Raw genomic sequence first — 19,030 nt, forward strand, 5'->3', positions numbered from 1 at the left:
GAGGAGGGGAGTCCATGATTTTCTCTGACAGGGGCCATGCGGGACGTCTGCTGGCCGAAATTCTGCCCGATCTCGATCGGGCCGCGACGGTGGTGATCGCCCTGCCGCGCGGCGGGGTGCCGGTGGCCCGGGAGATCGCGCTCGCCTTCGGCCTGCCGCTCGACATCCTGCTGGTGCGCAAGGTCGGCGTTCCCGGTCAACCCGAACTGGCGCTCGGCGCGGTGTCCGATGGTGACGGCATGCACGTGACCGTCAACCGCGATATCGCCGAGGCGATCGGATATGACCAGGACGCGATCAATGCCCTGGCGCGCAAGGTGCTGCCCGAGCTCGAGCGGCGGCACAGGCTCTACAACGGCGGACGCCCGCCGGTGGCGGTCAGGGGAAAGACCGTGGTCCTCGTCGATGACGGCGCGGCCACCGGGGCGACGCTGCGGGCGGCCTTGCCCGTGCTGCGCCAGCGCGGCGCCGGCCGCTTGATCGTGGCCCTGCCGGTGGCGCCGGCGGATGTGCTGGCCGAGTTGCGGCGCCTCGCCGACGAGGTGATCTGCCTGCACACCCCGTCGCCGTTCCATGCGGTGGGCGCCCATTACGCCGTGTTCGATCAGGTCTCCGACCTGGAGGTGATCCGGATCCTGGACGAAATGCGGGGCAGGGCCGGCGTCGCCGCGGGCCCGGTCGCGCGATCCGGCGACGACGCGCCATGACCGCGCGCCCGTCCAGACTGTCCGTGCTTTGGCAGCTTGCCGGCGTGGCCTGCATTGTGGCCATCCTGTCGGTCATGCTGCCTCACGCCGCCCGCGCCGCGGCGCTGCGGGTCTTTATCGACCTGTCCACGCAGGAAATGCAGGTCCGGCTCGACGGGCGGACGCTCGAGACCTGGCCCGTTTCCACCGGCAGGCCGGGATACGGCACGCCCAAGGGCGATTTCCCGGTGATCCGGCTCGCGGCGAAATGGTACTCCCGCAAATACGACAATGCGCCGATGCCGTATTCGGTGTTCTTTCGCGGCGGCTACGCCATTCACGGCACCACCGAGATCAGCAAGCTCGGCCGTCCGGCTTCGCATGGCTGCGTCAGGCTGCATCCGGACAATGCCCGGATCCTGTTCAATCTTGTGCGGCAGCACGGCGCGGCAAATACCCGCATCAGCATCCATCCGTGAGCGAGGAACCCCGCCGCGCCGCGGGCCCGTGCTTGGGCAAGCGCGCAAGGGCGATCACTGCGGCGCAAACTGAACTTCCCGGCTTGACGCATTCCGTGCGGTCGGATTGAGTGACGGTGTTCAAAACCTGACCTTGATACGGCGTGCGATACGGCCTGTTGGCCCACGGTCATGGCAGGATGACCTGAGACAGGGGCGGCATATGAGCCAGGCGGCGGAACTCTCCTGCGTTTGCGGCAAAAGCGGAAACTGCGTCATCTACAACCGCTCCGTCTGCGCCGCAGGGTCGGCGGAAGACCTCGCGCAGCTCGATCGCATCTCGCACCAGCGGACCTATGCGCGCGGCAGCGTCATCCAGGCGCAGGGCGAGCCCTGCGACATTGTCGGCAATATCGTCGAAGGCGTGGTCAAGCTGTCCAGCACCTCGGTCAATGGCGACGATCATATCGTCGGCCTGCTGTTTCCCTCCGACTTCTTCGGGCGATTGTTCGCGGAGGAATCCCGGTTTTCCTACGAGGCGGCGACGGATGTCACCTTGTGCACGATGAACAAGCCCGCCTTCGAGAGGTTCCTTGTCGAACACCCCGCCATCGAGCATGAGATGCTCAAGGCCACGCTCGACGAGCTTGACGCGGTGCGGGAATGGGCGGCGATCACCAATGGCCACACCACCATGCAGCGGGTGGCGACCCTGCTCTATGTGTTCTCCCGGCGGGCGGTCAACCAGCACGCAAAGGGCAACGCGCCGGCGTCGCGCATCGTCCATGTGCCCCTCAGCCGGCGCGACATCGCCGATTATCTCGGGACCACGCCGGAAACGCTGAGCCGGAACATCCAGATGCTCGCCCGCAGCAAGGTCATCCGCAACATCAACGCCAAGCATTTCGAATTGCTCAATCCCGCGGAACTGATCCGGCATTCCGGCGAAACCCGCGCCGATCTCGACAGGATCGCGTCGGTCTGAGTGCCGCGACCCGCCGATTTCCGGGGAAAACCGGTCCGACGCCGCGGCGCGAGCTGCTAGGGGAGCGGCCATTGATAAACGTCAATGTGCCGGCTCCCATTTAGGCGGAATCTTGGTTTCGCCGATCCGGTGGATCGGCGGGGAGATGGCACGGGATGGCCCGCGATGGAGCTATAATTTCGGTCAGTGACGATGTGGGGCTCCTGCGGGACGTCCTGGTGCAGGGACCGGTGTGCCAGGCGCCGGGGGCTCCGGCATGGGTCGACGGCGATGCGGGCGTCCCGGCCCTGCGCCAGCACGCGCTATTCGTGCGCGAACTGGAGCGCGCCGGCGTGACGGTCAGGCATCTCGATGCGCTGTTGTGTTCGGCGCTGGCCTTTGCCGATGCGCGCGACTGGATCGTCGAGCGGCGGGTGGGCGCGTACGAGGGCAGCCGGCGCAGGGGCCTGGAGATCACCGGCTGGATGAGCGAGCAGCCGGCCGCGGCGCTCACCCGGTTCCTGATGGACGGCATGCCGGTCTCCGCGCTGCCGCCCGGGCTCGATCGCGAGACCTATGGGACCGGCGAACAGGACGGCTGGTTCCTGCCGCCGCTGGCCGGGATGACCCAGGTGCGCGCCGGCCTTCGCTTCATCGATGACGGCGCGGTCGTGTGTCCGATGCAGCGGGACGTGAGCCGGGCTTCGGCGATAACCATCTCGACGGTTTTGAATTTCGCGCCGCTGTTCGATGAGTCCAAGTTCGAATTCTGGCTGAGCTCCGACGGCGCCGACCGGTCGTGCCCGCCGATCGACGGCCGCGACATCGCCATGCCGGGCGGATTGATCTGCGTCGGCGCGATCACGCGGGCGTCAGGCGTGCAGGCCCTGTCCGAACTGGCGGCGTCGCTGTTCCGCAAGGACCAGGGCTACACCATCTTCTGGGTCGATCTCACCGCCACGGGCTGCGCCTGCCTCGACGACTGCTTCATTCCGCTCGACCGGGACTGCGTGCTGGTGGACAGCGAGGTGCTGGGGAGGGCCCGCACCTATGTCGTGCACGCCAATCGCCATGGCATCACGCTGACGGTCGAGCCCTGCGGACAGCCGTTCCTGGAGGCCTTCGCCCGGGCCGCGCGGGGGCGGGATCTGTGCCTGATCGACGTCAGGGATCAGGCAGACCCGGTCAGGACGGCGCTCGGCCGCCTTGCGCCGGTGGTGCTGTCGCCGCGCCGGATCCTGGCCTTCGAGGAGCATCACGCGGCGTTCGCCCTGCTCGAGCGCCATGGAATCGAGATCGTCGCGGCCCTCGACGGGTCGGCGCTGTCGCGCGGCGGCCGGGGACCGCGCGACCTGGTGACGGCCCTGCGCGCGGAGTGAATCGCGCCGCGCCCCTCGGGCGCAGGAGCTCGGCCCGGTCCATGGCTTGGGCTGAAAATTCCGTGGTCAGACGACAAAAGCCGCGTCTCGCCCATTGCCTGCGCCGGCTTTCGCATGACAGGTTTATTGCCTGTTGGTCATCGGGAGAAACGCCATGGCGTCGTTCATGCCGGAAGTGGAAACGGCGTTCGCGCGCGACATCCGGGTCATCGAGGACCAGCCGATCCTCATGCCCGACGGCTGCCGGCTGTCGGCGCGGATCTGGATGCCGAAGGACGCCGAGGAGAACCCCGTTCCCGTCATCCTCGAGCATCTGCCCTACCGCAAGCGCGACGGCACCATCGTGCGCGACAGTCTCACCCATCCCTGGATGGCAGGGCAGGGCTATGCCTGCCTGAGGGTGGACATGCGCGGCAACGGCGATTCAGACGGCCTCATGGAGGACGAGTACACGCCGCAGGAGCTGCAGGATGCCTGCGATGTCATCGCCTGGGCCACCGCGCAGCCCTGGTGCTCGGGCACCGCCGGCATGATGGGGATTTCCTGGGGCGGGTTCAATTCGCTGCAGGTGGCGGCTCTCAGGCCCCCGGCGCTGAAGGCGATCATCACGCTCTGTTCGACCGTCGACCGCTTCGCCGACGACATCCATTTCAAGGGCGGCTGCCTGCTGGGCGAGAATTTCGGCTGGGCGGCCAACATGCTGTCCTACTCGTCGCGTCCGCCGGATCCGCTGATCGTCGGCGACCGCTGGCGCGCGATGTGGCGCGAGCGGCTGGAAGCGATGCCGTTCCTGGCACGCGAATGGATCTCGCGGCAGACGCGCGACGCCTACTGGAAGCACGGGTCTGTCTGCGAGGATTTCGACGCGATCGAGGCGGCGGTGCTGTCGATCGGCGGCTGGCACGACGGCTACCGCAACACGATTTCGCATCTGGTCGAGAACCTCGACGCCCCGGTCAAAGGCATCGTCGGGCCGTGGATCCACAAATATCCGCATTATGCCGGCCCGGAGCCGCGCATCGGCTTCCTGCAGGAAGCCAGGCGCTGGTGGGACCGCTGGCTCAAGGGCATCGACAACGGCGCCGAAAGCCTGCCCGCCTACCGGGCCTGGCTGATGGACAGCATCGCGCCGGCGCGCTGGGTCGACGAACGGCCCGGAAGATGGATCGCCGAGGCGGAATGGCCGTCTCCCGCGGTCATCGAGACGAGCTTCGACCTGGGGGACGGTACGCTCGGGCAGGGACCGATGACAGGCCCGGCGCCGGTCGAATCGCCCGCGGATTGCGGCAGCCAGGCGGGCGAGTATTTCCCCTTCGCCTACGGGCCGGAACTGCCCGACGAGCAGGGGCCGGATGACGCGAAATCGGTCTGTTTCGACGGCGACACGCTTGCCGAACCGCTCGATATCGTCGGCGCGCCGCGGCTGGTGTTGCGCGCGGTCTCGGACAAGCCGATGGCGCAGTTCGTGGTGCGGCTCTGCGACCTGCGTCCCGACGGCACCTCGGCGCTGATCACCCTGGGCGTTCTCAACCTGACCCATCGCACATCGAGCGAGACGCCGGAACTGCTGACGCCTGGAGAGAGCTTCGAGGCGACCGTCATCCTCGACCAGATCGCCTATCGGATCCCCGCGGGGCACCGGCTCCGGGTCGCGGTCTCGACCGCCTACTGGCCGTTCCTCTGGCCGGCGCCGGAGCGCGCCACAGTGACGCTGGACTCGGGCAGGCTCGCGCTTCCCTGCCGCACGCCTCTTGCCGGGGCCGACGAATGCAGCTTCGAAAAGCCGGTCGGCGCCGCGCCCTGGCGGCATGATGTGCTGAGGCCATCGGCCTCCACCCGGGTGACGGAGACCGATTCCGCCACCGGCGTGGTCACGACCGCGATCTTCAACGATGCGGGCGAGAACCGCGATCTCGAGCACGGTCTGATTTCGGGCAGCACGACGCGGGAGCGCTGGTCGATCCATCCCGACGATCCGCTGTCGGCGTGTGCGCATATCCGCTGGGAACAGACCGGCGGGCGCGACGGCTGGCGGACCGCAACGGTGGCGGAGATGGAGATGCGCTGCGACCGGGACTGGTTCTTCGTCACCGGCAGGCTGGAGGCCAGCGAGAACGGCGAGACGGTGTTCGCCAGGGACTGGGACGAACGGATCGCGCGCCGCTTCGTCTGACCGCGCCTGCCGAGGCGGGCCTAGTAGGGCCAGTCGCCCGCGCCGAGCGCCCTGATGCCCTCGACGATGTGGGCAAAGCTCCTGCGGGCGCGGGCGACGGAATGGCGGGCGCGGAGATAGCCGTGGACGAGGCCTTGCTCCTCGATGCAGTGCGCCCTGCCGCCCTGGGCGGAAATGCGCGCGCAGTAGTCGGGCCCGTTGCCTGAGAGCGGGTCGCACTCGGCGGTGAACACCAGCGTGGGCGGCATGGCGTCGAGGTCGTGCGCGGCAAGCGGCGTGAAGAGCGGGTCGCCCGCAGGCGGCATGCCGCCAGAGCGCACCTCGTCGTAATAGATCATGTCCGCGGTCGACAGCATCGGCGCGGTGGCGTGGGTGCGAAAGGTTCCGCTGCCCGTCTCCGCGCCGAGCGCCGGGTAGACCAGCACCTGGCCGGCCGGGACATGGTCTCCTCCGCGCGTCGCCCAGCACACCGCGGCGGCGAGATTGCCGCCGGCGCTGTCGCCGCACAGGATCACAGGCAGCCCGGACGTGGCCGCCACGTGCCGGAAGGCTGCGAGCGCGTCCTCGAACTGCGTGGGATGCAGGTGTTCGGGCGCCAGGCGGTAATCGACCGCGACAACCAGGAACCCCGTTCCATCGCAGATTTCGGCGCAGATGCTGTCATGGCTGTCGAGGCCGCCGAGAATGAAACCACCACCATGCAGGTACAAAACGCAAGCTGCAGGCGCGCCGGTCGCGGGCGCGTAGGCGCGAACCGGGATGGGCGCCGCCGGGCCCGGCACCGCATAGTCGCTGACAGTCACGCCGGCGGGCCGGCCGGCATCGAAGGCCTGGCACAGCGAATCATAGACGCTGCGCTGGCTGCTGAGGTCGAGGGCCGTGGCGTCATCGGGGTAGAAGCCCAAGGAGCGGTCGATGAAGGCCCAGGTTTCCTCGTCGATCAGTCTGTCATAGGGGGCAGGGCGCACGGGCGGCTCCTCAGGCGGTGGGACAAGGCAGGATATCGCGCGTCGGGCGCACCTGGATATTGACCTGCATGCAATCGCGCGGCACAGCAAGTGTCAAACAGGAAACTTCATCATGACATGGAAAGTGGACAGCCGGATCAAGGCGATCCTGTTCGACAAGGACGGGACGCTGGTGGATTTCGACCGGACCTGGGCCGGAATCAACCGCAAGGCGGCGCTGATCGCGGCCGAGGGCGACGTCGCCTTGGCCGACCGCCTGCTCATGGAATGCGGCATGGACCCGCTCACCGGCAAGACCCGCGCCGACAGCATGTTCGCCGCCGCCAATGCAAGCGAGATCGCGCGCCACATGGTTGTCCACGGCAGCGCGGTCGAGGCGGAGAACCTGGCGCGGCTGCTCGACCAGGTCTTCGCCGAAGGGGCCGACCAGGCCTGGCCGATCTGCGATCTCGATCCGGTGCTGGGTCGGCTCGGGCAGGCGGGCTATCGCCTGGGCATCGCCTCGAGCGATGGCGAGGCCGGCATCAGGCGCACGGTCGAGGTTCTGGGGCTCACGCGGCATGTGGGTTTCATCGCCGGCTATGACAGCGGCCACGGGCCCAAGCCCGAGCCCGGCATGATCCACGGCTTTGCCGCGCATCTTGGCCTGAGCGCGGCCGAGGTCGCCATGGTCGGCGACAACCGGCACGACATGGAGATGGCGCGCGCGGCGGGCGCGGGGGCGGCGATCGGCGTGCTGTCGGGCACCGGGACGATGGCGACGCTCGGCGATATCGCCGATATCTGCATTGCCTCGGTCAAGGATCTGCCGGAGCTTCTGGCCGGCGCCTAGCCGCATCGGGGCAACGGGCCGTTCTACGGTCCGTCCGGTCGGGCGGAGAGCAGATTGGTGAGCCAGTCGGGGTCCATTTCCGGCACCGAGGACAGGAGCAACTGGGTGTAGTCGGGGAAGGGCGGCGACAGGATCTCGCTCTTCAGCCCTTGCTCGACCACCTTGCCCTGGAACATCACCACGATCTCGTCGGAGATCGCCTTCACCGTGGCGATGTCGTGGGTGATGAACAGGTAGGTGATGTTGAATTCCTTCTGCAGCCTGAGAAGCAGCTTGAGAATGCCTTCCTGGACGATCTGGTCGAGCGCCGAGGTCACCTCGTCGCAGATGATGATGTCCGGCTCGGCCGCCAGCGCCCGGGCGATGCAGATGCGCTGCTTCTGGCCGCCGGACAGCTCCGACGGCAGCCGGTCCATGAAGCTCTCGTCGAGTTCGATCATCTTCAACAGCTCGACGACACGGTCTTCGCGTGCCTTGCCCTTGAGGCCGAGATAGAATTCGAGCGGGCGGGCGATGATGTCGAAGACGGTCTGGCGCGGGTTCATCGCCGTGTCGGCCATCTGGTAGATCATCTGGATGCGTTGGAGTTGGTCCTTGCTGCGGTCCTTCAGGGCGGCCGGCAGCGGCTCGCCGTTGAAGATCACGCTGCCGCTCAGCGGCGGCAACAGGCCGGTGATGACCCGCGCCGTGGTGGATTTGCCCGATCCGGACTCGCCCACCACCGCCACGGTCCGCCCGCGTGGGATAGAGATGTTGACGTCGTGGAGAACCTTGAAGGGGCCATAGGCGGCGTCGACATGGTCGATCGACAGGATGATGTCGTCGCCCTTGACCTCGGGCTTCTCCAGCGCCCGGACCGACCAGAGCGACCGGGTGTAGGCCTGCTTCGGTTCGGTCAGCATCTGCCGTGTCGGTGCTTCCTCGACTTCCTCGCCATAGCGCAGCACCTTGATGGTGTCAGCCATCTGGGCGACGACGGCGAGATCATGGGTGATATAGATCGCCGCGGTGTTGAACTCCTCGACGATGTTGCGCATCGCAGAGAGAACCTCGACCTGGGTGGTGACGTCGAGCGCGGTGGTGGGTTCGTCGAAGATGATCAGGTCGGGCCGCGGCGACATGGCCATGGCCGTCATCACCCGCTGCAACTGGCCGCCCGAGACCTGGTGCGGATAGCGGCTGCCGATGGTTTCGGGCTTGGGCAGTTGCAGCGCCCGGAACAGTTGCACCGCGTCGGCGCGCGATTCCGCGTCGGGCCGGATGCCGCGCCGCGTGGCCGCCTCCACGGTCTGGTCGATCAGCCGGTGCGCCGGGTTGAACGAGGCCGCCGCCGACTGCGCCACATAGGCGATGCGCGTGCCCCACAGCCTGCGCTTCTCGGCGTCGCTGGCTTTCACGAGATCGATGCCGTCGAACAGGATCGAGCCGCCGGTGAGCTTGCAGCCGGGCTGGGTGTAGCCCATGGCGGCCTTGCCGAGCGTCGACTTGCCGGCGCCGGATTCGCCGATCAGCCCCAGGATCTCGCCGCGCCGGAGCGTGAGATTGACTCCCTTGATGATCTGGTGCCAGCGCTCGTCGGAAAAGCCGTCGATGCGGACATCGCGCATTTCGAGGAGGATCCGGTCTTTGGAAACAGGCTCAGTGCTCATCGCGCAATCCGCTCGTCTTGTGCAGGAACCAGTCGACGATGAAGTTGACCGCCACCGTCAAGAGCGCGATCGCCGCGGCCGGCAGCAGCGGCGTGATCGCCGCGGTGATGTCGTATTTGGCGAACTGGATCAGCGAGGCGTTCTCGCGCACCATCGAGCCCCAGTCGGCGGTGGGCGGCTGGATGCCGACGCCGAGGAAGGACAACGCCGCGATCGTCAGGAACACGAAGCAGAACCTGAGCCCGAACTCGGCCACCAGCGGCGGCAGGATGTTGGGCAGGATCTCGCGGCGCATGATCCAGCTCAGGCCCTCGCCGCGCAGCTTGGCCGCCTCGACATAGTCCATCACCGCGACATTGACGGCGACGGCGCGGGTCAAGCGGAAGACGCGCGTGGAATCGAGCACTGCGATGATCATGATCAGGCTGGTGACCGTCGAGCCGAAGATCGACAGCAGCATCAGCGCGAAGATCAGGCTCGGGATCGCCATCAGCACGTCGACGAAGCGGCTCAGGAACTGGTCGAGCCAGCTTCGGTTGATGGCCGCGACCAGGCCGAGGCCGCCGCCGATGAGAAAGGAGAGCATGGTGGTCGCCAGGGCGATGCCCATGGTGTTGCGCGCGCCGTAGATCAGCCGTGTCAGCACGTCTCGGCCGATCTGATCGGTGCCGAACAGGAACTCGCCGCCCCAGGGGGCGAACGGGACGGGATGGATCTCGGCCTCGCCATAGGGCGCGATCACGTCGGCGAAGATGGCCACGAGAATGTAGAGCGTGACCACGATCATGCCGAACCAGGCGCTGGGCGGCGCCGATTTCAGCAGCAGGCCCACGCGTTCGAGCCGGGTGCGGCGCTTGCGGACCGCGCCCACTTCCGCCGCGGCGGCATAGGTGTCGGGCTGGTCTGTCATCTCGGGTGCAGCAATCGCGGGTTGGTGACGATGCCGATGATGTCGGCGGTCAGGTTCAACAGGATATAGGTGGCGGCGAAGATCAGCGCGCAGGCCTGGACCACGGGAATGTCGCGGCTGGTCACGGCGTCGACCATCAACTGGCCGATGCCGGGATAGACGAACACCACCTCGACCACGACGACGCCCACCACCAGATAGGCGAGGTTGAAGGCGATGACGGTGGCGATCGGCGCCCAGGCGTTGGGCAGCGCGTGCTTGAGAATGATCTCGGAGCGCGAGGCGCCCTTGAGCCGCGCCATCTCGATATAAGGGCTCGCCAGCAGGTTGATGATGGCGGCGCGGGTCATGCGCATCATGTGCGCGACGATCACCAGCGTCAGCGTCAGCGCCGGCAGGGCGACCCGGTAGAGCCGTTCGCCGAGCGCCGTCGAGGCGTCGACATTGGCGAGCGAGGGAAACACCGGCCAGAGCGAGGCGAACACCAGGATGAGGATATAGGCCACGAAGAACTCGGGCGTCGAAATCGTGGTGAGCGTCGCCGCGTTGACGGCCCGGTCATAGGCGGAATTGCGGTAGAGCGCCGTGGTCAGGCCCAGGAACAGCGCCAGCGGCACGGCGATGAGCGCGGTGACGCCGGCGAGAAACAGCGTGTTCCACAGCCGCGGCATGACCAGGTCGCTGACCTGGCGGGAACGGTCCTGGCCCGAGGCGTTGCGGCCCGAGAACGAGGTGCCGAGGTCGCCCTGCAGCACGTCGCCGGCCCACTCGAAATACCGCACCACCGCCGGCTTGTCCAAGCCGAGCTCCTTGCGGAAGGCGGCGACGGTCTCCTGCGTGGCGGACTGGCCCAGCACTGCCTGGCCGAAGTCGCCCGGCAGCATGGATATGGAACTGAAGATGATCGCCGAAACAACAAAGAGCGTGGCCAAGCCAAGCCCCAGGCGTTTCAGTATAGTCGCCAGCACAGCGTTCAACCGCGCGTTCCCCTCATGATCAGATGATCTTGTCGCCATCTTTTCAATTTGCTTCGGTGCGGCCCCTGCCGGCCCGATCGCAAGTGCCACATTGTTGGCCGCTTGCGCGGCGTTTGTAAACCGGGCAACCGGATTTTGCCGGAGCGCCCCGGAGCGGCGGATGCAGCCCGTGCGGAAGTTTCAATTCAGGGTGGCGAAATTCCGCGGCAAACTGCGCCTGTCATAATTCTCGGCTATACATTGGCCCAACATTTGTTGGTCTTGCCGCGACGAAGCTCGCAGTATCATCCGATCCGGGGCATGCAGTTGACAACTCGCGCCAGGAAGACAGGATAGGCCTGAACGGGGCGCGGTGCGCAATGCCAACAATCATAATCTGGGAACCCAACGGAGGCTAACATGAGAGACGAATATCTGAAGAAGCAGGCGCGCTGGCTGAGCGAGGGCCAGATCGACCGCCGGCAGTTCATCAAGGCCGCCATCGCGGCCGGCCTCGCGGTGCCGTCGGCGCTGACGCTGGCGACCAATGTGCTCGCAGCGACGCCGAAGAAGGGCGGAAAGCTGCGCCTGGGTTCGTCCTACGGATCGACCACCGACACGCTCGACGCAGGCACCTCCGAACACGGCATGACGCAGGCGATCAACTACGCACGCGGCAACCAGCTCACCGAAATCAGCAACGAAGGCGTTCTGGTTCCGGAACTGTCCGAAAGCTTCGAATCCGCCAACGGCGCCAAGACCTGGATCTTCGACCTGCGCAAGGGCGTCGAGTTCCACAACGGCAAGACCATGACGGCCGACGATGTGATCGCCACCTTCAATTATCACCGCGACGAGAATTCCAAATCCGCGGCCAAGGGCCTTCTCGCCGGCATCACCGAGATCAAGAAGGACGGCGAAAACCGCGTCATCTTCGAACTCACCGGCGGCAATGCCGACTTCCCGTTCATCGTCTCCGACTACCACATCATGATCATGCCCTCGACCGACGGCAAGATCGAGGATCCGAACAGCCCGGTCGGCACCGGCGGATACATCATCGAGAAATTCGAGCCGGGCGTGCGCACCACCGCCAAGCGCAACCCGAACTTCTTCAAGGAAGGCCGCGCGCATTTCGACGAATGCGAGTTCATCACGCTGCTCGACACCACCGCGCGCCAGAACGCGGTGATGAACGGCGACGTCGATTTCATCGACAATGTCGATCCCAAGACCGTGGCGCTGCTCGGCCGGGTGCCGACGCTGCAGATCTTCGAGACCACCGGCACGCAGCATTTCACCTTCCCGATGCGGGTCAACGCAGCGCCGTTCGACAATTACGACCTGCGCATGGCGCTCAAATACGCGATCAAGCGGCAGGAACTGGTCGACAAGATCTTGCTCGGCCACGGCAAGGCCGGCAACGACGTGCCGGTCAACGAATCCATGCCGTTCTTCAACACCGAACTGCCGGTGCACGAGTTCGACCCGGAAAAGGCGGCCGAGCACTACAAGAAGTCGGGCCATTCCGGCGTGATCCAGCTTTCGGCTTCCGACGCCGCCTTCGCCGGCGCTATGGATGCGGCGCAGCTCATCGCGGCATCGGCCAAGGAAGCCGGCATCGAGATCGAGATCGTGCGCGAACCCTCCGACGGCTACTGGTCGAACGTGTGGAACAAGAAGCCCTGGTCGGCCTGCTACTGGGGCGGACGCCCGACCCAGGACTGGATGTATTCCTCGGCCTACACCAACGACACCGAATGGAACGACACCGCCTGGAAGGACGGCGAGGCCGCCGACAAGTTCAACGAACTGGTGGTCATGGCGCGCTCGGAGACCGACGAAGCCAAGCGCAAGGACCAGTACTGGGAAGCCCAGCGCCTGCTGCAGGACGACGGCGGCGCCATTGTCGGCATGTGGGCCAACTTCATCCATGCCCACACCAAGAACCTGGTGCATGACGAGAAGGTCGCCGCCAACTGGCAGAGCGACGGCAACAAGATCCCCGAGCGCTGGTGGTTCGCCTGATCGCTGATCCTCGTTGAGACGACCTGGCCGCGGAGCGATCCGCGGCCTTTTTTATGTCCCGAGTCCGCCGAAGGGCTACCGGGTCCGGGCGGCCGGCATGTCCGGGACGGGAAAGAGCAGATCGTAGGCCCAGTTGAAGACGAAGGCGTAGACCAGGTAGAAGGCCGCAAACGACACGTCCATTAGGAAGGCCTCCACCAGGCTCACGCCGAGATACCAGGCGATGAACGGCAGCAGGATCACCAGAAGCCCGCCCTCGAACAGCAGCGCATGGAGAATGCGCAGGGGCACGGACTTGGTCACATGGCCGGCGATCCTGAGCATCGCGTGGTCGAACAGCAGATTGTAGAGATAGTTCCAGCCGGTGGCGATGGTGGCGCTGACCAGGGCAACGATGCCGATCTCGCCCAGCGGGACGCCGAAGGCCCAGGCGCCGAGCGGCGTGACGATGACGAGGGCGATGATTTCGAAGCTCAGCGCATGGCGGAGCCGGTCTTTGGTGTCGCGCATGGCGCTCCCCGGATAATCGCCGGGTCGTCCCGACTGTTCGTCCCGGATGGGGGAGGTCGTCCTCGCTTGCCCCGATTATGTGGGACGGCGCGGCCCGAATGCAAGCTCGGATTCCTCGAGCAGCCAGTCTCGGAACAGTGCGGCGTCGGGATGGGAGGTCTCCTCGGGCGGCGTGACCAGGTGGAAGGCCTCGTCGATCGGCACGGCCAGCTCGAAGGGGGCCGCGAGGCGGCCCGTCGCCAGGTCCTCGCCGGTCATGGAGGACCGGCCGAGCGCGATGCCGCCGCCCTTGGCCGCCACCTCGAAGGCCATCAGCGAGGTGTCGAAATGCAGGCCGCGGCCGGTGTCGATGTCGCGGCCGACGCCGGCGGCCCGGAGCCAGAGCCCCCAGCCTTCCTCATAACCGAGCACGTGCAGCAGCGCGTGCTTCGCCAGGTCCTCGGGTCTGCGGATGGCGGCGTCGCCCTGCAGCAGGGCCGGGCTGCAGACCGGCGTGATCGTCTCCCAGGTCAGGCGCCGCGCGTTCAGCCCCGGCCACTTGCCGGTACCGTAGCGGATGTCGAAATCGAAATGCTCCTTGTCGAACTCGTCGCCCCAGACGCTGGTGATGATGCGGATGATCACGCCGGGATGGCGCGCCATGAAGCGGGGCAGACGCGGCGCCAGCCAGTTGATCGAGAAGCCGACCATGCAGCGGATCGTCAGCATCTCGCTGCGGCGGCGTCCGAACACCTCGTCGGTGCCCGCGGCCAGCCGGTCGAAGCAGTCGCGCACCTTGGGCAGATAGGCCTCGCCGGTCTTGGTCAGTTCGAGGCTGCGCGGGTTGCGGATGAACAACTGCTCGCTCAGGTAATGCTCCAGCAGCTTCACCTGCTTGGAGATCGCCGCCTGGGTCAGGTTGAGCTCGGCGGCGGCCTGGGTGAAGCTCTGGCTCCGGGCAGACGCCTCGAAGGCGCGGAGCCAGTTCAGGGGCGGCAATTTGCGGCTCATGCAATTTTCCTCCCGAAGGTACGGTCTGACAACGGCGGACCCGCCGAAGCTCCGTCGCTTACCACGAAGGTCCGGGTCCGCCTGTCCAGATCACGACCATTTCCGGGCGGAAATTTCAGTTGGCGAGCGCGGTCTCGGCTTGACCCGCAAAGGAGCGGACGGTCTTGAGCGCGCCTTCGAGCTGGTTGCCCTTCTCGTCGGCAAGCGCCGCCTCGCGCAGAAGCTTGCACCAGTGGGCGGCGTCGTCGCGGCCCGCCAGCAGCGCCACGCCGTCCATCACCCGGTCGAATTTCGACAGGCCGCGCGCGTGGGTGTCGGAATAGCCCTTGACCAGGCGGCGGTTGCGCAGGGTCTCGACCCCCAGGGCGTAGTCGATCCGGCGGTAGGCGAGCGCCTGGGCAAGCCAGCCTTCCAGATGCTCCATCTCGAGGGCGTGACGCAACGTGCCGCGCCGGAACCTGCGCAGGCCGCCCAGCACGTAAAGCTGGGCGAAGGGCAGCAGCCGGTCGGTGCGCAGGCGGCGACCCTTGTTGAACAGCCGGTCGATCAGCCGCATCGCGCGCGCGCTCGCCGACAGCCTGCGGCCGAGACGCGCTGGCATCATGCCGACAATCTCCTCGGCGCGCGGGTGCATGAACTCGGTGAGCTTCATCTGCGCGCCCTTGGCCGGGGCGATCTCGCCGCGCACCCGGGCGAAGCGGCTGCCGCGGGTCTTGAGGTCGGCCACGCGGAAGACGTCGTCATAGGCCATCGCCTTGGCGATGTACTTGGCGGCTTCGAGCGTCAGTTCTTGGTTCCTGGCCGGATCGTCGCTGGCGAGCACCGTCTCGACCCGGTCGAGATATTCCCGGCCGTAGTCGAGATCCTGGAAGTCGACCACGGCGCGCAGGCCGGTGAGCGCCATGTCGCGCACCGGGGCGGGCAGGGCGCTTGCGCGGGCCTCGAGCGTGGCCCATTGCTCGATCAGGGCTTTCGGACCGGACGGGGCGCCGGGTGCCGACGGTTTGGCGCGACCGGATTTCGGCGTTTCCACCGTGCCCCGAGCCGCGGCCTCGAAGCCCGCGGAAAACGCCCGCAGGCTCGCCTCGACGCCGCGCCCGGAGCCCTTGATGGCGGCTTCGAAGCTTGCCCGGTCGAAGGGCAGCGCGCCGGAGCCGGCGAGCGCGCCGAACAGGCTTGCCGAGATCATCGATCCGGCGTCGACTGCGATCTTTTCCATGTCGAAGGCGATGAAGCGGCGCGCGGCGACTTCGGCCGCGGCGATGACTTCCTCGGAATCGGCGATGCCGTCGCCGGGCACCGTCTTCTCCGACACCGCCAGCGCCCGGTGCGAGGAGGCGATCAGCGTGGTGCGGTCGGGGGTGACGAATCCGCGCATGATGGCGCGCCCGGCCTCCATCATCTCTGCCGCCACCAGGATGTCGACGTCACCGGCCGCCGGCAGCAGCGCGAACACCGGCGCGCGGTCGCCGATGGGCGCCATTTCCATGTAGTAGATGGTGGCGCCCGTGCGCTGGGCGACGCCCGCCACCGAGGTGGCCTGGACGGCGTAGCCGTTGGCGCGGGCGCAGTCCTCGATCCAGTTCGTCAGGACGCCGCCGCCCTGGCCGCCCACCGCCATCACGGCGAGCTTGATGATCTGTTCGAGCGCCGGATCCTGCGGCTTGGGCGTGAAGGCGGAGTGGGTCATGCTTGCCATTGCTCAGGTCCTGGCGAATTCGAGGCGGCCGCTGGAGCGGCGGGTCTGCAGCCAGGTGATGATGCGGGTCGTCAGGGCGCCGAAGCTGCGCTCGGCCCAGCCCGGATTGTGCACCACGTCGGCGCGGTAGAAGGAGGGGCAGAGCACGGCCGCGTCGGCCACTTCGCCGCAATTGCCGCAGCCGACGCAGCTCTGGTCGATGCTGGCGACCGGATCGTCCCGGAGCGGATCGTCGAGTTTCTTCAGGGACAGCGACGGACAGCCCGAGAGCCGGATGCAGGCGTGGTCGCCGGTGCAGATGTCCTCGTCGACGCCGAAGCGCGGCTTTTCGACCCGCCGGCCTTCCTTGATCGCCTTGGCAGCGAGCGGCTTCTCGCGGCGCTGCTTGTTGAGCATGCATTCCGACGAGGCGATGATGACCTTGGGGCCGACATGGTCGGTGGTCAGCGCTTCGTTGAGGATTTCGCGCATCTTCGGCACGTCATAGGTGCGGTCGAGCTGGCGCACCCATTTGACGCCGACGCCCTTGACCGCATCGGCGATCGGGTGGCCGGTCGCCTTGGACGCGTTGTCGGCGCGCGAGGACAGGATGTCCTGTCCGCCGGTGGCGGCGGAGTAGAAATTGTCGATGATGACGATGACGCCGTCGGACTTGTTGTAGACCGCGTTGCCGATCGAGGAGGACAGGCCGTTGTGCCAGAAGCCGCCGTCGCCCAGGATCGAGATCGAGCGCCTGTCGCCGCCGCCGTCGAAGGCGGCGTTGGAGGCGGGACCCAGGCCATAGCCCATGGTCGAGCCGCCGATCTCGAAGGGCGGCAGCGAGGCGAACAGGTGGCAGCCGATGTCGCCGGCGATCTGGTGCTTGCCGCGCTCCATCTCGGTCAGCTTGATGGCGGCGAAGATCGGCCGCTCCGGACAGCCGGTGCAGAAGCCGGGCGGGCGCATCGGCACGGTCTTGGACAGGTCCGGCAGCGCCGGCTTCTGGTCGGAATTGGGCGCGCGCAGCCGGGCGGGAAGCAGGTCGGGCGCGGCCTTCCGGAGGAACGCCTCGATGCCGTCGAGCATGACCTGGCCGGTGTATTCGCCCGCCATCGGCAGCACGTCCTTGCCGTAGAGCGCGATCGTGCGCCCGGTCTTGTAGAGCGCCGATCCGAACGCCTGCTCGATGAATTCAGGCTGGCCTTCCTCGACGACGAGGACCGCGGACTTGCCTTCGCAGAACTCGAAGAACTCGTCGGGCACCAGCGGGTAGGTGACGTTGAGCACGTAGAGCGGGATCTCGGTGTCGCCGTGGATGTCGGCGAGGCCGAGCCGCTGCAGCGCCCGGATGACGCCATTGTACATGCCGCCCTGCAGCACGATGCCGACCGGGGCCTCGCTCGGACCGAAGACCTCGTTCAGGCGATGCTCGCGAATGTAGGCGAGCGCGGCCGGCCAGCGGTTGTTGATCTTGTCGTGCTCCTGCAAATAGGACATCGGCGGCAGCACGACGCGGGCGTAGTCGCTGCGCGGATTGGCGAGCGCGTCCTTGACGGTAAAGGGCGGGCGCTTGTTGTCCTTCGCCTCGAAACTGCCGGTGACGTGGCAGGAGCGGATGCGGACCATCAGCATCACCGGCGTGTTGGTGGCTTCGGAGAGCTCGAAGCCCTGGTGCACCGACTGGACGATCGAGGGCAGGTTGGGGCGCGGGTCGATGAGCCACATCTGCGACTTCATCGCGAACGCATGGCTGCGCTCCTGCATGATCGAGGAGCCTTCGCCGTAATCCTCGCCGATGATCACCAGCGCCCCGCCGGTGACGCCCGAGGACGAGAGGTTGGCGAGCGCATCGGAGGCGACGTTGATGCCGACCGGCCCCTTGAAGGTGACGGCGCCGCGGATCGGATAATGCACCGAGGCGGCGAGCATCGCGGCGGCGGCGGCTTCCGACGCATTGGCCTCGTAGCGCACGCCGAGTTCGGTGAGGATCTCCTCGGCGTCGGCGAGCACGTCCATCAAATGGCTGATCGGCGCGCCCTGGTAGCCGCCGACATAGCCGACGCCCGCCTCGAGCAGCGCTTTGGTCAGCGCCAGGATGCCTTCGCCGGTGAAGGTGTCGCCTTCACCGAGCTTGAGCTTTTGGACTTCCTTGGCGAATGATCGTTCGGCCATGCTGCACCTCTAACTGCTTGCCTTGATCCGGACCTACTTGGCCGGGTCGGTGTTGGACCAGAGAACCGGTCCGCCGTCTTTCTCGTAGGCCATGCCCTTGGGGAAGGAGATCGCCTCCATCTGCAGGCCCCAGGGTGCGAAGAAATAGATGATCGCCTGGCCCGCGGCCGGCCCCTCGTTGACGGGGAAGGGCCCCATCAGCGTGCGTATGCCCTTGTCCTTGAAATAGGCCGCCGCCGCATCGATGTCTTCGACATAGAAGGCGATGTGGTGGCCGCCGATGTCGCTGTTCTTCGGCCGCACGGTCTGCTGGTCCGGCGCGTCGTAGGAGAACAGCTCGATATTGCTGCCGAAGCCGCAGCGCATCAGCGTGATCTGGTTGACCACCGCGCGCGGATCGACATCGAGCAGGTCCTGCATGAAGGTGCCGGTGTCGTCGCGGAAGGGACCGAAGGACGTCGCCTTCTGGCAACCCAGCACATCGGTAAAGAAGGCCTCGGCTTCGGCGATATCGGGAACCGTGAGCCCGATGTGGTTGATCCCCTTGACGCCCGGAAGCGTCTCGGCCTGGACATCCGCGACCCCGAGGGCCAGGGCACATGCGGTTGCGGCGAGAAGGAGATGCTTCATGGTCTTGTCCTCAGGTTGATCTTCGGGGTTCAGTCATCGATTCAATA

The 19,030-nt window shown here is 66.8% G+C and carries 16 protein-coding genes; 7 read left to right on the forward strand and 9 right to left on the reverse strand.

Annotated elements, in window-relative coordinates; translation table 11 throughout:
• Positions 1-14 precede the first annotated feature (14 nt).
• The 5 genes from LL06_RS09020 to LL06_RS09040 all read left to right on the forward strand — a co-directional run bounded on the left by LL06_RS09020 (position 15) and on the right by LL06_RS09040 (position 5,660).
• Positions 15-707 (forward strand): phosphoribosyltransferase family protein, encoded by a 693-nt coding sequence (locus LL06_RS09020; protein WP_052161342.1) that lies wholly within the window; start codon positions 15-17, stop codon positions 705-707.
• Positions 708-781: 74 nt separating this feature from the next.
• Entirely contained in the window at positions 782-1,165 is a 384-nt protein-coding gene (locus LL06_RS09025; protein ID WP_035525297.1) for a L,D-transpeptidase, read from the forward strand.
• Between the two features lie 202 nt (positions 1,166-1,367).
• Positions 1,368-2,129 carry a Crp/Fnr family transcriptional regulator gene (locus LL06_RS09030; protein WP_052161343.1) on the forward strand — a complete coding sequence of 254 codons (762 nt, stop codon included), beginning with the start codon at positions 1,368-1,370 and terminating at the stop codon, positions 2,127-2,129.
• Between the two features lie 155 nt (positions 2,130-2,284).
• Complete coding sequence (locus LL06_RS09035; protein WP_081963830.1) at positions 2,285-3,487, forward strand: arginine deiminase family protein; 1,203 nt, start codon at positions 2,285-2,287, stop codon at positions 3,485-3,487.
• Positions 3,488-3,653: 166 nt separating this feature from the next.
• Positions 3,654-5,660, forward strand: coding sequence for a CocE/NonD family hydrolase (locus LL06_RS09040; protein ID WP_035525303.1), 2,007 nt, complete (start codon positions 3,654-3,656; stop codon positions 5,658-5,660).
• Between the two features lie 20 nt (positions 5,661-5,680).
• Here LL06_RS09040 and LL06_RS09045 read toward each other — a convergent pair whose 3' ends face one another.
• Positions 5,681-6,628 carry an alpha/beta hydrolase gene (locus LL06_RS09045; protein WP_035525232.1) on the reverse strand — a complete coding sequence of 316 codons (948 nt, stop codon included), beginning with the start codon at positions 6,626-6,628 and terminating at the stop codon, positions 5,681-5,683.
• A 112-nt stretch (positions 6,629-6,740) separates the two neighbouring features.
• Here LL06_RS09045 and LL06_RS09050 point away from each other — a divergent pair, with 112 nt between their 5' ends.
• On the forward strand, positions 6,741-7,460 hold the full coding sequence (locus LL06_RS09050; RefSeq protein ID WP_035525234.1) for an HAD family hydrolase: 720 nt from the start codon (positions 6,741-6,743) through the stop codon (positions 7,458-7,460).
• A 23-nt stretch (positions 7,461-7,483) separates the two neighbouring features.
• Here LL06_RS09050 and LL06_RS09055 read toward each other — a convergent pair whose 3' ends face one another.
• The 3 genes from LL06_RS09055 to LL06_RS09065 are packed head-to-tail and all read right to left on the reverse strand — an operon-like array spanning position 7,484 to position 10,996.
• Positions 7,484-9,109 carry an ABC transporter ATP-binding protein gene (locus tag LL06_RS09055; RefSeq protein ID WP_035525237.1) on the reverse strand — a complete coding sequence of 542 codons (1,626 nt, stop codon included), beginning with the start codon at positions 9,107-9,109 and terminating at the stop codon, positions 7,484-7,486.
• Positions 9,099-10,019: an ABC transporter permease gene (locus LL06_RS09060; RefSeq protein ID WP_035525240.1), complete on the reverse strand. Its 921-nt coding sequence runs from the start codon at positions 10,017-10,019 to the stop codon at positions 9,099-9,101. The genes LL06_RS09055 and LL06_RS09060 overlap by 11 nt, the downstream gene beginning before the upstream one ends.
• Entirely contained in the window at positions 10,016-10,996 is a 981-nt protein-coding gene (locus tag LL06_RS09065; protein ID WP_035525242.1) for an ABC transporter permease, read from the reverse strand. The genes LL06_RS09060 and LL06_RS09065 overlap by 4 nt, the downstream gene beginning before the upstream one ends.
• A 399-nt stretch (positions 10,997-11,395) precedes the next feature.
• Between LL06_RS09065 and LL06_RS09070 the strand changes: the two genes are divergently transcribed.
• On the forward strand, positions 11,396-13,003 hold the full coding sequence (locus tag LL06_RS09070) for an ABC transporter substrate-binding protein (RefSeq protein ID WP_035525244.1): 1,608 nt from the start codon (positions 11,396-11,398) through the stop codon (positions 13,001-13,003).
• A 75-nt stretch (positions 13,004-13,078) separates the two neighbouring features.
• Here LL06_RS09070 and LL06_RS09075 read toward each other — a convergent pair whose 3' ends face one another.
• The 5 genes from LL06_RS09075 to LL06_RS09095 all read right to left on the reverse strand — a co-directional run bounded on the left by LL06_RS09075 (position 13,079) and on the right by LL06_RS09095 (position 18,983).
• Positions 13,079-13,513, reverse strand: coding sequence for a PACE efflux transporter (locus tag LL06_RS09075; protein ID WP_035525246.1), 435 nt, complete (start codon positions 13,511-13,513; stop codon positions 13,079-13,081).
• A 75-nt stretch (positions 13,514-13,588) separates the two neighbouring features.
• Positions 13,589-14,503 (reverse strand): transcriptional regulator GcvA, encoded by a 915-nt coding sequence (gene gcvA / locus LL06_RS09080; RefSeq protein ID WP_035525249.1) that lies wholly within the window; start codon positions 14,501-14,503, stop codon positions 13,589-13,591.
• Between the two features lie 115 nt (positions 14,504-14,618).
• Positions 14,619-16,202, reverse strand: a complete 1,584-nt coding sequence (locus LL06_RS09085) for an indolepyruvate oxidoreductase subunit beta family protein (RefSeq protein ID WP_081963833.1) — start codon at positions 16,200-16,202, stop codon at positions 14,619-14,621.
• Between the two features lie 3 nt (positions 16,203-16,205).
• Positions 16,206-18,353: an indolepyruvate ferredoxin oxidoreductase subunit alpha gene (locus LL06_RS09090; RefSeq protein WP_035525251.1), complete on the reverse strand. Its 2,148-nt coding sequence runs from the start codon at positions 18,351-18,353 to the stop codon at positions 16,206-16,208.
• A 33-nt stretch (positions 18,354-18,386) separates the two neighbouring features.
• Positions 18,387-18,983 (reverse strand): VOC family protein, encoded by a 597-nt coding sequence (locus LL06_RS09095; RefSeq protein WP_035525255.1) that lies wholly within the window; start codon positions 18,981-18,983, stop codon positions 18,387-18,389.
• Positions 18,984-19,030 lie beyond the last annotated feature (47 nt).

The organism is Hoeflea sp. BAL378 (genome assembly GCF_000759435.1).
Classification (GTDB): domain Bacteria; phylum Pseudomonadota; class Alphaproteobacteria; order Rhizobiales; family Rhizobiaceae; genus Hoeflea.